Here is a 15,439-nt window from a genome sequence, read left to right as displayed (position 1 = left end):
CAAAGGATATGGTTTTTGACGAGCGCAGATCAATTTAGTTGACACGAGTTGGTAACAATCAGTGACATTCAGTACACCCTCTGGGCTAGCCCGCCTACCAGTTTGTTAGCAAGAGAGAGTTGCGTTAAAATAGCGTTTAACTGATGTCAGGCTGTATCTATGCGACTCAAAAAGCGCAGTGATAAGCGGCACAGGGTGGTTAGCTCAGGGGTAGAGCACTGCCTTCACACGGCAGGGGTCACTGGTTCGATCCCAGTATCACCCACCAATCAAAACGGCTAGCGCGAATCACGCTAGCCGTTTTTTATTATTGCCCCAGGAAGTCCATTTTGCCTAACTCAACCCCGTTATGACGCAAAATATTGTAGCTGGTGGTGATATGGAAATAGAGATTGGGGATTGCAAAACTCTGTACATAGACCAACCCTGAAAAGGTTAGCGTTCTTACCCGTAGCGGCAATACAATCTCTTTATCCGCCGTATCAGCAAGTTGGGCAGGGGTTATCGACGCAATAAAGGCCAGCGTTTTTTCAACCCGTGCAATCAAGTCTGCAAATGTGGTTTCATTGTCGGCGTAACCGGGAATCTCCACCCCAGCCAAACGAGCGACACAGCCTTTACTCATGTCGGTTGCAATTTGAACCTGACGCGCCAATGGAAACATATCAGGAAATAAACGAAACTGAATCAAGGCGGCCGGGTCAAGCTGTTTCGCTTCTACATGCGCCTGGGCTTTCTGCAAAATGTGCAATAGATTATTCAATGCACGGCTAAATACCGGCACGGTTAGCGTAAACATATCAAGCGTGGCCATTTCAATCTCCAGCGTAAGTGTTTGATCAATATTGTCAGGAACGTCTTGTTCAAAGAGAGCAGGTATTATTTCTATCGTGGCTGGCGGTGAAACCAGCATTCAAAGCATATCATCTGTTTTCTGAATTTATGCTCAACGCGGTGAGCGTTGTTTAATTCGTTTTTGTAGCAATGCACCAGCGCTGCTAATATCGCCACATAATCCATTTCGACACACGCCATGCCCCTTTCTGCATTGGGTTTAGTCATCCTCGCAGCATTTATTCACGCGAGCTGGAACTTAGTTGCCAAGCGCGCTGCCCACGTCGGGGCCGCGTTTGTGTTTGCCTACACGCTGCTCGGCGCAGCGCTGTACTTACCTTGGTTGGTCTGGGAAATTGTTCATACCCCAATTACATGGGATGGGCCGGTATTGGTTTGCATCGCCCTCAGTGGTCTCATTCATTTGGCCTACAGCCTGTGTTTACAACGCGGCTACCGCGTGGCAGATTTATCCGTCGTATACCCAGTTGCACGCGGCACCGGGCCACTATGGTCAAGCTGCGCAGCCATCCTCTTACTGGGCGAACCCGCCACGCCTACCGGGCTGAGTGGTATCGCCTGTGTAGTGGGGGGCATTTTGCTGATTGCGACGCAAGGGCAATGGCAAAGGTTTAGGGAATTCTCCGCTTCAAACACAATCAGTGCGGGCGTACGCTGGGGCCTGCTCACCGGCTTACTAATTGCCAGCTACACCATCGTTGATGCGTATGGGGTGAAAGTGCTATTGATTGCCCCCGTCATTCTGGATTGGTGCGCCAACGCCGTGCGGTTCGGTATGCTCATCCCTTGGGCGATACCGCAACGTCAATCTATTCGCCAAGCTATGCGCGGTCACTGGCACCTCGCCTTTGCCGTTGCGCTACTCGCCCCGCTTTCTTATATTTTGGTGTTAGCCGCGCTCGGTCTCGGCGGGCCAGTCAGCTTAGTCGCCCCCGCACGAGAAATGTCGATGATGGTCGGCGCCCTGCTGGGCATGATCATCCTGCGGGAAGCTGTGAATGGTTGGCGTTTGCTAGGCTGCGGGTTGTTGATGGTGGGAGTGATTTTGTTGGGGGTGGGTTGAAACAATCAACGCAAGGCTGGTGGAGAGAAGGAGGATCGAACTCCCGACCTTCGCATTGCGAACGCGACGCTCTCCCAACTGAGCTATCTCCCCATCGCTATTGATTATAGTCAATCACCAATAAGAGCAAGCCACCGTCATGGGATAATTACTCCATGAATGCACTCCTCGACAACCTCAATCCCGAACAACATGCAGCCGTCACGCTGCCCCCCGAACCTGCGCTGATTTTAGCGGGAGCCGGCAGCGGTAAAACCCGCGTGCTCACTACCCGTATTGCTTGGCTGATTCAAACCGGCCAAGTCGCGCCGCATAGTTTGCTGGCGGTGACGTTTACCAACAAAGCGGCCAAGGAAATGCTGACGCGTTTGAGCGCGATGCTACCCATCAATACGCGCGGCATGTGGGTGGGAACGTTTCATGGTTTGTGTAATCGGCTTTTGCGGGCACACCACCGCGATGCGGGCTTACCGCAGACCTTTCAGATTTTGGATAGTAGCGATCAATTATCAGCGCTCAAGCGCATGCTGAAGGCACTGAATATTGACGATGAAAAGTATCCGCCCAAGCAGTTGCAATACTTTATTAACAACGCCAAAGAATGTGGGCTGCGGGCGAAGGATGTGGAAGCGAATGACGACTTTAACCGCAAGTTCGTTGAGTTATACGCCCTCTACGACGAACAGTGCCAGCGCGAAGGCGTGGTGGATTTCCCGGAACTGCTGTTGCGCTGCTACGAGCTATTAGATCGCAACCAAATTTTGCGCGAGCATTATCAAGCGCGCTTTCGCCATATTTTGGTGGATGAGTTTCAGGATACCAACAGCCTGCAATACGCTTGGCTGAAGCTACTAGCCAACTATGGCAAGCAGCCCACCAATGCACTGTTTGCCGTGGGCGATGACGACCAGAGCATTTACGCCTTTCGCGGGGCGAACGTGGCGAACATGGAAAAGTTTGAGCGCGAGTTCCGGGTTCGGCACCACATCAAGCTCGAACAAAACTACCGTTCCCACGGCCATATTCTGGAAGCCGCGAACACGCTGATCCGCCAGAACAGCCGCCGCCTTGGTAAAAACTTATGGACGGCCAGTGGCGAAGGAGAGCCGCTGCGGGTGTACGAAGCACCCACCGATATGCTGGAAGCGCAGTGGCTGGTGGAAGAAATTAAAAACCTGATTGCCGAAGGCTACTCCCGCGAAGAGATTGCGGTGCTGTATCGCTCTAACGCGCAATCACGGGTGCTGGAACATGCGCTGTTTAGCGCGATGATTCCCTACAAGGTTTATGGCGGCTTACGCTTTTTTGAACGGGCCGAAATTAAACACGCCCTCGCTTACTTGCGGCTGATTGAAAACAAAGACGACGACACCGCCTTCTTGCGCGTGGTGAACTTCCCCACCCGTGGGATTGGGGCGCGTACGTTGGAGCAGCTACAAGACACCGCCCGTACCTACAACCAAAGCTTGTACGCCAGTGTGCCGATGATTGCGGGCAAGGCCGGGAGCAACCTCACCGCGTTTGTGAATTTGATTGAGCAAATGCGCTTTGCTGCGCAGGGCCTGACGCTGCCGGAAGTGATTGAGCAAGTGATTCATCAAAGCACCTTGATTACCCACTACCAAAATGAAAAAGAAGGACAAGACCGCGTCGATAACTTGCAGGAATTGGTGAACGCGGCAACAGCCTTTATTAGCGAAGAAGGCTTGGCGCAAGATACGGGGGCAACCACCTCGCTGGTGCTAAACGACACCTCAGCTGAAAGCGCACCGAATGTCGCACCCAGCACCCCGCTCGCTAACTTCCTAGCTCATGCCGCGCTGGAAGCGGGTGACAACCAGGCCGCTGAAGGCACGCCCGCCGTACAACTGATGACCGTGCATGCCGCCAAGGGCTTGGAATTTAATGCGGTCTTTCTCACTGGTTTGGAAGAAGGCTTATTCCCCCACGAAAACAGCTTGGTGGAATTAGATGGCGTGGAAGAAGAGCGCCGCTTGATGTATGTGGCCATTACCCGCGCCCGCAAGCGGCTGTATATGAGCTTGGCGCAATCGCGCATGTTGTTTGGCCAAACCCGCTACAGCGTGAAGTCACGCTTCTTAGAAGAGCTGCCCGAAAACACCTTGAAATGGCTCACGCCCAAAGTACAAGCGCTCGGTAGTAATTGGAGCTATGGCGCGAGTGCGCAATCTAATTTCGGCGGCAGCAATGGTCAGTACGGCAAAAAAGACCGGGCGTGGGATGAAGCCTGGGATAAGCAAGACAACGCGCAAACTGCGGCCGCTAGCGCGAAGATTCGCCAAAAGCAAGGCGAGCATGCAAGTGGCTTTCGCATTGGCCAAGCTGTCTTTCACACTAAATTTGGGGAAGGGGTGATTCTTGAGCTTGAAGGACAGGGGGCAGATGCCCGAGCGCAAATCAAATTTCGCCGACACGGCAATAAGTGGCTCGCCCTTGGAATTGCAAAATTAACGGCGATATAAAATGCCCTGCGGGTACAGGGCATTGAACGTGATGATTAATTGATATTTACCATTGGCTTAAACGACACTGGCGAAACTCGCAATAGGCATACACGGTTTTACCTCCATCGCAAGCAATTTTGTAACGCTCGACAGGACCTTCATCGCGCAATAACTCAGCACCCCTACTAGATATACAGCCTTCTTTCGCTGCTGCCTTTTCTAATTCATAGGATTGTGATCCAAATACTATTTGTCCAGATTTAGGTTTATCTGTCACAGTATTCGCGTTTATATCTCCGGCTGGTATTGGTTTTTTGGCTACCTGTTTATTGATCGGGGTGCCGATATAGCTCATATCCGCTAACTCACTCAGCGCAGTTGCACTGGTAACTATTAGAGGTGATATGCGGCCAACTAGAAAGCCCATGCTTACTTCAGTTTTTACGTAAATGGTTTGTCCGGCAGCCAATCTGAAATCAACAGCACGGGTAACTTCGGTACTCGTAGTCACTTCATATTTACCGGGGACGCGATCTATAAAAAAATATCCCCCAGGTTTGGATACACCAACAATCTCGTTATTCACTCTAATATCTGGCTGAATGATGGCACCAACAGGAGAACGCTCCCGATAAAAATAAATTCTACCTTTATCACCCTGCGGCTGGGAAATAGCCGATTGAACATCATGAAATTTCGGCCCGCTTGCACACCCGACCAGGGCCAGACTGAACAGTACGCCAACAATAGTCAGCCATCCTCTTTGTAATTGGACTTTCACAAAATGCTCCTCATATCATTCACTGCTCAGATCACTCGCTCTATCGCCTGCGATAGCCCGCAATACTGACTCGCTATTCTTTCGAGTGTAACGGTTTTCCCTGTTGAATACAATTTCATACCTTGGCTTGATTGAGGGGCCAGTATGTTCTCTTCATTCAGACGACGCCGCAACTCACGCGCCACAGCTTGACCTGTTTCAATAATCTGAACATCTGAGCCCGCAATCGCCTGAATCTGTTTTCGCACAAAGGGGTAATGTGTACACCCCAATACAATTACATCTGCTTGAGCGGCTTGTAAGGCGCCAATGTATTCGGTGAGTAATGACTGCAAACGCGGGCTGTCGAAATGACCTTGCTCTATTTCATCGACCAGGCCAGGACAGGCTTGCACGACGACCTTTGCATTATCAGCAAATCGCGCAACGAGCTGCCGGAATTTCTCACTAGCCAATGTATTGGTCGTCGCTAAAATACCGACCACGCCCGTTTTGGTCAGCATCGTCGCCGGCTTAACCGCTGGCTCAATGCCGATAATTGGCCACGCTGGCCAACGCGTGCGCAGTTGCTGTGCGGCGGCTGCCGTTGCTGTGTTACAAGCAATCACTAAAGCTTTCGCACCCTCTGCTTGGAGAAAAGCTGCGATCTTTTCGCTACGCTCAGTAATAAATTCCGGCGATTTATCGCCATATGGCGCGTGCCCATTATCAGCCACATAAATGAAGCGCTCATGGGGCAGCTGCGCTTGCAACGCCCGTAATACTGTCAGCCCGCCAACCCCGGAGTCAAAGACCCCGATTGGCCCGTTAGGATCAAGGGATAGCGTCATTACAGTCTAGCGATCTACACTCAAAGGTGGGTTGGCACGCGGGTGGCTGACGCCCCATCGGGAACGCCGAACACATCCACGTAACTAGGGTAATAGCTACAAAGCCAGACTGATAACAAGGTAATCGTAAAAGGGGCCGCAAAAAAGACGCCGATCTGTTCACCGAGAAAACTGAGTACTACTCCTGCCGCGACTTGAATCAGAATCAACCAACCGAGCGCAACCAAGCCATACACGGTGAAGGGCCATTTATTACGCCAGCAGGCCACAATACTGAAAAAAATCGCCTTACTCGGCAATAGATGTGCCCAACCGACCAACGCTGGGGCATACCAAAAGGCCAACAATAATGGCAGATAGCTGATCATGACAATCAACAAGGGGCCAATCAATTCACCACTTTGCACCTGCGCTTCGGTTAACGGTTTTCCCAGCAGAAAAGCTTGGGCGAGTGTGCCGCCATCCGCTAAGGTAGAGAGCAATAAGGCTAGCGTCACACCCAGCACGTACCAAACACCTAGCAGTAGGAAGCGCCGGCGGCGCTGGCTATCGGCTAGCAGCGCTGAAAATAAAATGGTGGGGAGAATCCGCAGCGGTCGTTGCTCGGGTGGCAAGCTAAGTAGGCGGCTCATCTCCATAAAACCAAATGTTAAGGTTGGAGTTAAGATGAACCCCAACAACGCCCCAACCCCTGGTATCAAGCTCGTCACGGCGAGCACAATAATGTAAAACAGGGTCAACGAGGCCACAATGAAAGGCTGCACTTTAAAAATTTGCCAGCCCCGGCCAAACCATTGTGAGGCTTGAAGTGAGGTAACTTGTTCGGCTTGCATCGGCAGGGCCTCTTGATCAGGATTGTGGTAAAACTGGATAGCGGCCAGCGCGGCGAGCAATGAGTATGCGTTCAAAGTGTCGCGGGTCTTTTGGCGTTAACATCGCGGCAGGGCGTGGCAAGTAAAAGTCATACAGGCGTGAAATCCAAAACCGTAACGCGGCGGCACGCAAGGCCATTTCCCAGTTCTCGGCCTCTTGCTGGGTAAATGGCTGAACCGCATGGTAAGCCGATAAAAAAGCTTGGCAAGCACCCGCCTGTAACTCGCCAGTCGCTACGTCAATACACCAGTCATTCAGCGTTACGGCTAAGTCAAATAACCAAGTATCGCAACCTGCAAAATAAAAATCGATGATCCCGCCAAGCGTATCGTCGATCATTAACGCGTTATCGCGAAATAAATCTGCGTGTACTGGACCGCGCGGCAAATCCTGATAGCCCGTTGTCATGGCATGTGTCGTTTGCAGTGCAAGCTCATCTTCAAGCAAGCGTTGAATGTCAGCCGGTAGATAGGGTGCCACCACAGGGGCTGTCGCCTGCCACCATGAGAGCCCGCGTAAATTTGGCTGTTGTAGCGCAAAATCTGCCCCGGCCTGATGCATGCGCGCCAGCCAGCTACCCATTGCGGCGCACTGCGCTGCTGACGGCTGCAAGACCGAGCGTCCCTGTAGGCGCGTCACTAAAGCACAAGGTTTACCGTTGAGCTCGCCCCAGAAGATGCCGTTGGACAACCTCACAGGGGCCGGAACAGGAATGCCTTTGGCGGCGAGGTGATGCATCAAACCAAGATAAAAAGGCAGCTCTGTCGGCGTGAGCTTTTCAAATAAGGTGAGCACATAATGGTGACTCTCGCCCGCACGCGTGACATCCACAAAGTAGTTGGTATTTTCAATACCGGAAGCAATGCCTTCGAGCGCCGTTAGTTGACCTAAATTTGAATGGTTGAGCCAGTCTTGTAATTGTGCCGGACTGACATCGGTAAATACTGCCATACGTCCCTACCCGACTTAAAATTCAAATAAGAGCCACTGCGGAACAGCCATCGGATTACCCGCCGCATCTCGCGCCAAGAATCTGCCAGAGCCATCTTGGTCGATCAAGTAGTAAGGCGGTAAGCCATTGCCCGGCGTTACTTTAATCATATAGACCTTGCCGCCGCGCCGATATTCTTCCAGGGTATCGTTGCCTTTTCTACGAATCGTCACGGCGGGTTCCAAATCGTCAACCGCACCCGGTGGGGCTTTGATCTCGGGCAAGGGTTCCAGTTTGGGTGGCGGCACTGTCGGCGTCACGGGGCCATTTTTTTGTGCCTGAGCGGGTAGCGAAACCAGACACAGGGCCAACAATAGGCTAGGCAACACAGCGGACATACCCGCTTTGTTGCAAGCAGTGAAATCAAATAGACGGGACATAAGTATCTCGGCGCGAATAAACTGGCGTATTTTACCTTGCTTAGCTGGCTGGCTTTACGCCACGGCCAGGAGAAAACAATGCCTCACTAGAGGTACAACATTTGCTCCCGCTCTTCCTCAGAGTCGCCAAACCCGCGCTTCTCATAAAAGTCGAAGACCGTATTAACAACCTCATCAGGATCATCGAGTACTTTGAAGAAATCGAGGTCACTCGGGCTGATCATGCCTTCTTGTATCAGCGTATCGCGAATAAAATCAGCCAACTTCGCCCAAAACTGGCTGCCAACCAATACCACTGGAATATGACGACTTTTACCCGTTTGCATTAATGTCAGGGCTTCAAACAACTCGTCCATGGTACCGAAGCCGCCAGGCATACAAATGTAGGCACTAGCATATTTGGCAAATGAAACCTTACGTGCAAAAAAGTGGCGGAACGAGAGGCTGATGTTTTGGTAAGGGTTGCCGCTTTGTTCAAACGGTAATTGAATATTCAGTCCCACACTAGGCGAAGGACCGAAAAAAGCCCCTTTGTTGGCCGCCTCCATAATGCCTGGTCCGCCCCCAGAGACCACCGCAAACCCCGCCTCAGAAAATTTGCGCGCGATGGTTTCGGTGAGCTGATAGTAGGGATGATCGGGCTTGGTTCGTGCGCTACCAAAAATACTGATCGCTGGCCGCAATTCCGACAAGCGCTCAGTCGCCTCAATGAACTCTGACATAATGCTAAACAAATGCCATGAAGCCCGCGCCTTGATGCTGGTTGCCCGTTCCGCATTGCGGATATTATTTAATGCAACGACACGTTTCTGTTGATTCATATGTCTTCTACACTATTACTGGTTGATGGTTCGAGCTATCTCTACCGTGCGTTTCACGCTTTACCCGATTTACGTAACCCCGCTGGAGAGCCAACGGGTGCGCTATACGGCATGATTAACATGCTACGTCGCTTACGTAGCGAGTACAAGGCAGAAAATGGTTTTACCCACGGCGCCGTGGTGTTTGACGCAAAAGGCAAAACCTTTCGCGACGACTGGTACCCCGAATACAAGGCCCATCGGCCACCGATGCCCGATGACTTGGTGCAACAGATTGAACCTATCCACGCCGCCGTGCGCGCCCTCGGCTGGCCGCTGCTGATGATTGACGGGGTGGAAGCGGATGACGTGATTGGCACCCTAGCCCGCTACGCCACCGAGCATGGTCTGAAAACATTGATCTCGACGGGGGACAAAGACCTTGCCCAATTGGTGAATGAGCACGTCACTTTAGTCAACACCATGAGTAACGAAACGCTGGATGTAACGGGCGTAACTGAAAAGTTTGGCGTACCACCCGACCGCATTATTGATTACCTCACGCTGATGGGCGATACCGTCGATAACGTACCCGGCGTGACCAAAGTCGGCCCGAAAACGGCGGTGAAATGGCTCACCCAATACGGCAGTCTGGAAGGCGTGATCGAAAACGCTGCCAATATCACCGGCGTGGTCGGCGAAAACCTGCGGCAAGCACTGGATTGGCTGCCCACCGGACGCCGCTTAGTGACGGTGAAGTGTGATTGCGACCTCAGCGCCTATGTGCAACATGTTAGCGATCAATTGGGTTTCCAAACCCAAGACAACGACACCTTGCGCAGCTTGTTTGAACGCTATGGGTTTAAAACCTGGCTGCGCGAGATCAGTGCGCAGATGGCCAATAGTAGCGCTGCCGCACAAGGTGATCAAAGCGATTTATTTGGCACCGCGTCAACCACCACATCAGCTTCCGCTTCGGCTAATAACGCTCCAGCAGGACTTCCCGCCACACCGACGTCACTCCACTACCACACGGTTGATACCGAAGCTGGCCTGCTGGAACTGCTCGTCACGCTCGACGCCGCCGCCCTCACCGCCTTTGATACCGAAACCACTTCGCTTGACGCCATGCAGGCAGAATTGGTCGGCCTCAGTTTTGCCACGACGGTCGGCACCGGTTGGTATGTGCCCGTGGGCCATCGCAGCGATTTAGGCACCGATGCACCCAAGCAGCTCGCACGCGAATGGGTGCTTGCGCAGCTCCGCCCATGGCTGGAAAACCCCTGCAAGCTCAAGGTGGGACAACACCTGAAATACGATACCCATGTATTACAAAACTATGGGATTCAGCTAACGGGGATTGCCCACGACACCCTGCTGCAATCGTATGTGCTTGAAGCACACCGTAACCACAATATGGACGCGCTGGCCGACCGCCACTTGGGCCGCAAAACCCTCACGTATGAAGAAGTCGCAGGTAAAGGCGCACAGCAAATTTCCTTTGCAGAAGTCCCCATCGACACCGCCACCCGCTACGCTGCCGAAGATGCGGAAATTACCCTGCACCTGCATGAAACGCTGTGGCCGCAAATTGAACACGACGCCAAACTGCGCTATGTGTACGAGCAGATTGAGCTGCCCACCGCCCGTGTGCTGCAAGTGATGGAACGCAACGGGGTGTTGATTGACCACGCCCGCCTGCAACAGCAAAGCCATGAAATTGGCCTGCGTTTACTGGAACTCGAACAGCAAGCCTACACGTTGGCCGAGCAACCGTTTAACTTAAATTCTCCCAAACAGCTCGGCGAAATTTTGTTTCAAAAGTTGCAACTGCCCGTGGTGAAAAAAACACCCAGTGGCACGCCCAGTACCGATGAAGAAGTGCTGCAAAAGCTGGCCGAAGATTATCCCCTCCCCAAAATTTTGCTGGACTATCGCGGCCTAGCCAAACTCAAGTCCACTTACACCGACAAGCTGCCCAAAATGATTAACCCGCATACGGGCCGCGTGCATACCAACTATGCGCAAGCGGTGGCGGTGACGGGCCGGCTTGCCAGTAACGATCCAAATTTGCAGAACATTCCGATTCGCACCGCCGAAGGCCGCCGCATTCGCGAGGCCTTTATCGCCAGCCCCGGCCATGTGCTGGTGGCGGCCGACTATTCGCAAATTGAGTTACGCATCATGGCGCATATTTCTAGCGATGCCAGCCTGCTCAAAGCCTTTGCGGATGGCGAAGATGTGCACCGTGCCACGGCCGCCGAAATTTTTGGGGTGACGCCACTCGAAGTCAGTAACGAACAGCGCCGCTACGCCAAGGTGATTAACTTTGGCCTCATCTACGGCATGAGCGCCTTTGGTCTAGCGGGGAACTTGGGTATTGAACGCAGCGCCGCGCAAAGCTATATCGACCGCTATTTTGCCCGCTACCCGGGTGTGGCCAAATATATGGAACGTACCCGCCACGATGCGCACGACCAAGGCTATGTGGAGACCGTGTTTGGCCGCCGCCTGTGGCTGAATGAAATCAACAGCAGCAACCCGCAGCGCCGCCAAGGCGCAGAACGCGCCGCGATTAACGCCCCCATGCAAGGTACGGCAGCGGATATCGTCAAGCTCGCCATGATTGCGGTGCAAAATTGGCTGGAAGCGGAAAAACTCCAGAGCAAACTCATCATGCAAGTGCATGATGAACTGGTGTTAGATGTGCCCGAAGCAGAACTGAGTTTGGTGAAAGACACCCTCCCCGTCTTGATGGGCGGCGTCGCGCAACTGCAAGTGCCACTGCTCGTTGAGATTGGCAGTGGGCAGAACTGGGAACAGGCGCACTGATGATGACTTCCTCAACACGACTACTCTGGACCTACACCACCCTACTCCTCACCGCGCTCATCTGGGGCGGTACCTGGATTGCTGGGCGAGTGTTGGTACAAGAGGTGGCACCCTTCTCGGCGGCGTTCTTACGGTTTTTCTTTGCCACCTGTGCGATGGGTTTGCTAGTGTGGCGTACCGAACCGCAAGCGTTTAAGCTGGCACGTCAACATTGGCTCACGGCGGCCTTGCTCGGCTTAACGGGCGTGTTTGCGTATAACTTTTTCTTCATGGTGGGCTTGCAGCACATTGCGGCGGGGCGTGGCTCCTTGGTGGTGGCACTAAACCCCGTGGTGGTGGCGGTCGCGGCCTGGTTGTTGTTGAAGGAACCCCTGAATGGCAAACAATGGGGCGGGGTGGTGATTGCGCTATGCGGCTGCATCCTGGTGTTAAGCAATGGCGACCCGCGCCGCTTTCTAGGCAGCAACAGTGCGGCAGACAATACCGCAGCAGCGGTAGGCCTGGGCGAATATTTGATCATTGGCTGTGTGTTGGCTTGGACAGCCTACACCCTGCAATGCAAGCGCGTCGGGCAACGGCTCAGCCCGATTGCCACTAATTTTTGGGCCTGTGCCAGTGGTTGTGCCATGTTGTTATTGGCGACGACCTTTGAAAATCAATTATTAGGAGAAGGGGCTCAAACTCACTTGCATTGGTGGCAACTCTATCACTTCAGCCTCAGCGCCTGGACTTGCGTTCTCTATCTGGGTGTAGCGGGTAGCGCCCTTTCCTATACCTGGTACACCCAAGGCATTCAAAAAATCGGGGCAACCCGCGCCGCCGCGTTTATTAACTTTGTGCCTGTCTTTGGGGTCCTACTCGGCGCACTCATGCTCGGTGAACGCTTGCCCACCAGCGTGTACTTTGGTGGTGGCTTGATTCTCGCGGGCGTGCTGATTACTAACCAGCTACGGACGCGCATCTCCTAATTGTGTTCAGAGAACACAGTACAATCGGCACATGATAGATACAACACTCATTTCAATTTTGGCCGCCACCGTCTTAGGTGGCTTAGTCTCTATGCTCGCTGCGGCTTGGCTCAGTTTTAAGCTACTCAGTCGCATGGTACAGCCGATGGTAAGCCTCTCAACTGGGCTGTTATTGGCTCTCAGCCTACTGCACTTACTGCCCGAAGCTTTTCATCTTGGCAGCGAGCAAGGCCAAGCAGAGCATACGTTATTTGCTGTTTTACTTGCTGGCCTGTTGTCCTTCTTCTTGTTAGAAAAACTTGCCCTGCTGCGACATGATCATCATTTCGAAGGCGATGGTCATGCTCATCACCACGGGCATGACAAAGCAAATGCAGGGCGCTCTGGCGTGAGTATTTTGGTGGGCGACAGTATTCACAACTTTTCAGATGGACTCTTGATTGCGGCCTCGTTTTTGGCTGACCCCCATCTCGGTTGGGCAGTCACGCTGTCGGTGGTAATGCATGAAATCCCGCAAGAAGTTGGTGATTTTATGGTGTTGCTCAATGCAGGCTTCACCCGGCGGCGCGCCTTCCTCTATAACGGTCTGGCGAGCCTAGCCTCGATTTTGGGCGGGTTACTGGGCTATTGGCTGATTGGTAGCAGTGAACAATGGATGCCCTACACCCTGATTTTGGCAGCCAGCAGCTTTTTATATATCGCCGTCGCCGATCTGATTCCCCAGCTACAGCAACAACTCAGCTGGCGTCAGAGTTTCAATCAGGTTTTGCTAATCAGTGTCGGTATTATGATGATTCTTCTCTTAGGCAAAGTGGGAGAACACGCGCATTAATCGCGTGATATGGGTCGGCTGGCATCACTGCACCACTCACTCCACGACCCAGCATATAAGCCGGCACCCCCTAAGCCCGCCACTTCCATCGCCAAATAATTATGGCAAGCGGTTGCCCCTGAACCGCACTGCATAATGGTTTGCGCGGGCGCGCGGCTTTCTAATACGGCTTGCCATTCAGTCCGCAACACTTCAGCGGGCTTAAAGGTGCCGTCTGTTTGTAGATTATCTTTAAAGAAACGATTAGCGGCACCAGGAATGTGTCCTCCCACGGGATCCAGCGTTTCGTTTTCACCGCGAAAGCGATCGGGGCTGCGGGCATCCACAATCAAACGAGGTTGGGGTGCCGTTAAGTTGGCTTCTACTTGTTCGACGACCACCAATTCCACCAGCTCAGGCTGCAGCATAAAGGTAGTCGCGGTAATGCTTGACAGTTCACTCGTCAGCACACCGTTGATCGCTTGCCAAGCGGGTAAGCCACCATCGAGCACGGCCACGGCGCGATGGCCGCACCAGCGAAGCATCCACCACAGGCGGGCCGCAAACATGCCGCCTTGCGCATCGTAAGCGATGACTTGTGTGTCGTTATCAATCCCCCAGCGGCCCAATGTTTCGGCAAAGACTGCGCGAGTGGGTAGAGGATGACGCCCATTTTTGCCATTCTTGGCTGCCGATAAATCGGTATCGAGATGGGCGAATCGCGCCCCAGGAAGATGGGCTTCAGCATAAGCAGCCTGCCCCGCGCTAGGGTTGGCGAGATCGTGTCGGCAATCGACCAAGATGACATGTTGCGTAGAGTCCGCCAATAAATTTTGTAGTGTGCTGGCTTGAATCAGTGTCGAATACATATTGGTTTCCTTTATTCATTCCGTATTAGCAGACTTCGTTCCACAGCTTGGGAGTTGAGACGCTCTGCACGTGCGGTAAGCCAGGTGGCGAGCATGCCTGCAACGACGATCATGCTCATGCCCAATAGCATATTGACGGTGATGTGATCGCCCCACAGCCATACGCCGAAACCCGTGGAAAAAATGACGCCACTGAATTGTAAGCATGCAGTGAGTAAGGGATGCCCTTTGCTGTAGGCACGGGTAATCGCCATTTGCGCAACGGTAGCAGTCGCCCCCACACCAAACAAATATAAACCGCCATGCAGCGTATGGGTATGAAAGCCCGTGGAGACCAGCGCGAGCAGCGCGCCCACTACTATCCCCGCGAGTGAAAAATAAAAAATAATTCGACTTCCTGGCTCGCCCAGTTTGCCGAGTATGCGCACATGTGAGAGAGCGGTAGCGGCTAACACGGCAGAGATAAGACACAACACATCAAGCCACCACTGGCCTGCTGCCACACTAGGCTGCATGAGGACAACAACACCTGCAAAACCAAGGCTAAGCGAGAGATACAGCCATTTATCAGCAAGCGTTTTTTGTAGGCCAAACCAGCCAAAGGCCAAAAATAAAGCGACAAATAAGGGCGCGGTGTAATTAAGGGTCATCGCCGTGGCAAGAGGCAACCGGGCAATCGTGAAGAACCACAGTGAGAAGGCGACAGCGCCGACCAGGCTACGAATGGTGTGCTCTTTCCAATGGGGGGTGGCGAATGAAATATGGCGCGCCTTCAACAGAAACGCCATGCAGATCACGGTGAAGAGAGAGCGATAAAAAACAATTTCGCCGGTGTTATAGAACTCGCTCGCCTGTTTAATGAAAACAGCCATTAACGAAAACAATAAAGCGGCGACGAGCATCCAGAGTGATTGCATAGAT

14 protein-coding genes and 2 tRNA genes are annotated in these 15,439 nt (G+C 52.9%); 6 read left to right on the top strand and 10 right to left on the bottom strand.

The features are described 5' to 3' along the window. Positions 1–193 precede the first annotated feature (193 nt). Positions 194–268, top strand: a tRNA-Val gene (locus tag DU000_RS00450). A gap of 39 nt (positions 269–307) precedes the next feature. On the opposite strand, the gene DU000_RS00445 is transcribed toward DU000_RS00450, so the two are convergent. After that, on the bottom strand, positions 308–814 hold the full coding sequence (locus DU000_RS00445; protein WP_114402029.1) for a DUF1993 domain-containing protein: 507 nt from the start codon (positions 812–814) through the stop codon (positions 308–310). A 219-nt stretch (positions 815–1,033) separates the two neighbouring features. Here DU000_RS00445 and DU000_RS00440 point away from each other — a divergent pair, with 219 nt between their 5' ends. Beyond that, positions 1,034–1,918, top strand: coding sequence for a DMT family transporter (locus DU000_RS00440; RefSeq protein WP_114401404.1), 885 nt, complete (start codon positions 1,034–1,036; stop codon positions 1,916–1,918). A gap of 17 nt (positions 1,919–1,935) precedes the next feature. On the opposite strand, the gene DU000_RS00435 is transcribed toward DU000_RS00440, so the two are convergent. Next, positions 1,936–2,011: transfer RNA gene (locus tag DU000_RS00435), tRNA-Ala, on the bottom strand. 62 nt (positions 2,012–2,073) lie between these two features. Between DU000_RS00435 and DU000_RS00430 the strand changes: the two genes are divergently transcribed. Continuing rightward, positions 2,074–4,401 (top strand): UvrD-helicase domain-containing protein, encoded by a 2,328-nt coding sequence (locus DU000_RS00430; protein WP_114401403.1) that lies wholly within the window; start codon positions 2,074–2,076, stop codon positions 4,399–4,401. Between the two features lie 46 nt (positions 4,402–4,447). Here DU000_RS00430 and DU000_RS00425 read toward each other — a convergent pair whose 3' ends face one another. From DU000_RS00425 to DU000_RS00400, 6 genes are all read right to left on the bottom strand, one after another. Then, positions 4,448–5,164, bottom strand: a complete 717-nt coding sequence (locus DU000_RS00425; RefSeq protein WP_240001746.1) for a DUF2846 domain-containing protein — start codon at positions 5,162–5,164, stop codon at positions 4,448–4,450. Between the two features lie 26 nt (positions 5,165–5,190). Beyond that, positions 5,191–5,994 (bottom strand): glutamate racemase, encoded by an 804-nt coding sequence (gene murI / locus DU000_RS00420; protein ID WP_114401402.1) that lies wholly within the window; start codon positions 5,992–5,994, stop codon positions 5,191–5,193. Between the two features lie 20 nt (positions 5,995–6,014). Continuing rightward, the gene (locus DU000_RS00415; RefSeq protein ID WP_147266941.1) at positions 6,015–6,902 is read right to left on the bottom strand and encodes a BPSS1780 family membrane protein; all 888 of its coding nucleotides are present in this window, start codon (positions 6,900–6,902) and stop codon (positions 6,015–6,017) included. Continuing rightward, entirely contained in the window at positions 6,844–7,818 is a 975-nt protein-coding gene (locus DU000_RS00410) for a homoserine kinase (RefSeq protein WP_114401400.1), read from the bottom strand. The genes DU000_RS00415 and DU000_RS00410 overlap by 59 nt, the downstream gene beginning before the upstream one ends. Before the next feature lie 15 nt (positions 7,819–7,833). Beyond that, positions 7,834–8,238 carry a DUF2782 domain-containing protein gene (locus DU000_RS00405; RefSeq protein ID WP_205073990.1) on the bottom strand — a complete coding sequence of 135 codons (405 nt, stop codon included), beginning with the start codon at positions 8,236–8,238 and terminating at the stop codon, positions 7,834–7,836. Between the two features lie 86 nt (positions 8,239–8,324). After that, on the bottom strand, positions 8,325–9,059 hold the full coding sequence (locus DU000_RS00400) for an LOG family protein (protein ID WP_114401399.1): 735 nt from the start codon (positions 9,057–9,059) through the stop codon (positions 8,325–8,327). On the opposite strand from DU000_RS00400, the gene polA reads away from it, so the two are divergent. From polA to DU000_RS00385, 3 genes are read left to right on the top strand one after another with little or no spacing between them, the layout of a single operon-like run. Further along, positions 9,060–11,870: a DNA polymerase I gene (gene polA / locus DU000_RS00395; protein ID WP_114401398.1), complete on the top strand. Its 2,811-nt coding sequence runs from the start codon at positions 9,060–9,062 to the stop codon at positions 11,868–11,870. Beyond that, the gene (locus DU000_RS00390; RefSeq protein ID WP_114401397.1) at positions 11,870–12,838 is read left to right on the top strand and encodes a DMT family transporter; all 969 of its coding nucleotides are present in this window, start codon (positions 11,870–11,872) and stop codon (positions 12,836–12,838) included. Before polA ends, DU000_RS00390 begins: the two co-directional genes overlap by 1 nt. Positions 12,839–12,869: 31 nt before the next feature. Continuing rightward, positions 12,870–13,670 (top strand): ZIP family metal transporter, encoded by an 801-nt coding sequence (locus DU000_RS00385; protein WP_114401396.1) that lies wholly within the window; start codon positions 12,870–12,872, stop codon positions 13,668–13,670. Here DU000_RS00385 and DU000_RS00380 read toward each other — a convergent pair. Together DU000_RS00380 and DU000_RS00375 are read right to left on the bottom strand one after the other, a co-directional pair. Next, the gene (locus tag DU000_RS00380) at positions 13,667–14,518 is read right to left on the bottom strand and encodes a sulfurtransferase (RefSeq protein WP_114401395.1); all 852 of its coding nucleotides are present in this window, start codon (positions 14,516–14,518) and stop codon (positions 13,667–13,669) included. The two genes, DU000_RS00385 and DU000_RS00380, sit on opposite strands and share 4 nt — an antisense overlap. Positions 14,519–14,529: 11 nt before the next feature. After that, positions 14,530–15,435: a DMT family transporter gene (locus DU000_RS00375; RefSeq protein ID WP_114401394.1), complete on the bottom strand. Its 906-nt coding sequence runs from the start codon at positions 15,433–15,435 to the stop codon at positions 14,530–14,532. Positions 15,436–15,439: the final 4 nt, after the last annotated feature.

This window comes from Parvibium lacunae, assembly GCF_003335215.1.
Classification (GTDB): Bacteria; Pseudomonadota; Gammaproteobacteria; order Burkholderiales; family Burkholderiaceae_D; genus Parvibium; species Parvibium lacunae.
The sequence above is the reverse complement of the archived record's forward strand: the minus strand, read 5'-3'. Positions and strand labels throughout refer to the sequence as shown.